Source organism: Pseudomonas sp. NFACC05-1 (assembly GCF_900100135.1).
GTDB classification, from domain to species: Bacteria; Pseudomonadota; Gammaproteobacteria; order Pseudomonadales; family Pseudomonadaceae; genus Aquipseudomonas; species Aquipseudomonas fluorescens_Q.
In genome coordinates, this window is sequence record NZ_FMTR01000054.1 from 1 (window position 1) to 1,568 (window position 1,568).

A 1,568-nucleotide genomic window follows, 5' to 3' on the forward strand; every position below is an offset into this window, starting at 1 on the left:
TGGGCTGCGATATAGGTAGTCCGTTCCTTGCTCCCCCATACTGATACTCGCTGGAGTCCGGTTGTTGCGAGGAAGGAACATGCACCTGCGAGCTACGAATAGGGCTGCAACGCATCTCGATGATTACTGCTTCACCTTCGAGCCCAGCAGGTGCGCTTGCGCCCTCTAACGAACACTCAGGGAAAGCCGGGCACGGCTCTCTATATCGCCTTCGCTGGACGCAAGCATGCATGTTCCTGCATGTACTTTAGCGTCTGTGGAGGTGTGCAATGCAAACGCTCTTGTCTCAGAAATTCACTGCTTATATCGGAATTGATTGGGCCGATACCAAACATGACGTCTGCTTGCAGGTTGCTGGGCAAGCCCAGCGGTGCTTCTCGGTCATCCGACACAACCCCGAAGCTATTGATCAATGGGCTCATGCGCTGTATCAGCGTTATGGCGGTCCTATCGCCATTGCCGTGGAGTTAGACAAAGGACCGTTGATAGCGGCCCTGCAAAAATATGATTTTTTTTGTTTGTTCCCAATCAACCCCGCCACCTTAGCCAAGCAGCGTAAGGCCTTTGTTCCCAGCGGTGCGAAGGACGATCCGAGCGATGCCCAGTGGGCACTTGAGCTATTGCTCAAGCATCCCGACAGATTTCCCCTGCAGGAGAAACAAAGTCCTGCCATACGCTCTCTGGCTAGCTTGACTGAACATCGGAGAACCTTGGTTGATGAGCGGGTAAGAACCAGTAATCGGTTGGTTTGCATGCTCAAGCAGTACTATCCGTTGGCGCTGGAGTTGTTCCACGACCATGACACACAGGTGTTTTGTGATTTCCTGGAGCGCTGGTCGACGTTGGAAACACTTAAACGTGCTCGGCCTACAAGCGTTTTGAAGTTTCTTAACGCGCACAATGTTCGCCATGCAGAACTCAATCAGCAGCGCCTGGCCTTGATCCTCAAGGCCACGCCGCTGACAGAGGATCCGGGGATTGTTACCCCTTCAGCGCTGTATGTGCGGACCCTGGCATCGCAACTGAGTGGGATGCTGGTGGCGATCAAGCAGTTTGATGCGGCGATCGAAGAAACGGCCAATACCCTGGCCGATTACAGCCTCTTCAAATCCTTGCCTGGAGCCGGGCAACAGCTTGCACCACGGCTAATGGTAGCTTTTGGTGAGCAACGTGATCGCTTCAAGGATGCTGGTGCTATGCAGCGATATGCCGGGATCGCTCCGGTTACCGAGCGCAGTGGCAAGAAGAAAATCGTTCGCTGGCGCTATCAATGTTCAACCTTTTTGCGCCAGACATTTGTCGAGTGGGCTGCCCACAGCATCAATCAATCGGTATGGGCAGGGGCGTACTATCGCCAGCAGAAGGCCAAAGGCTGCTCTCATCAAGCAGCCCTGAGGGCACTGGCTTTTAAATGGATCAGGATCGTTTATCGGTGCTGGAATGCTGGATCCCAGTATGACGAGAGCGTCTATTTACAAGCCTTGGCCCGCCACGACTCGCCTTTGATAAGAGCACCGGAGGCAACGAAAGCATGTTGACGGAAGAGCTCAGAGCGTGAAGCAGCCCCA

1 protein-coding gene is annotated in these 1,568 nt (G+C 54.0%); it reads left to right on the plus strand.

The window, feature by feature from the left end; all coding sequences use genetic code 11:
- Positions 1–269: 269 nt before the first annotated feature.
- The gene (locus BLO97_RS30425) at positions 270–1,538 is read left to right on the plus strand and encodes an IS110 family RNA-guided transposase (RefSeq protein WP_063321205.1); all 1,269 of its coding nucleotides are present in this window, start codon (positions 270–272) and stop codon (positions 1,536–1,538) included.
- Positions 1,539–1,568: the final 30 nt, after the last annotated feature.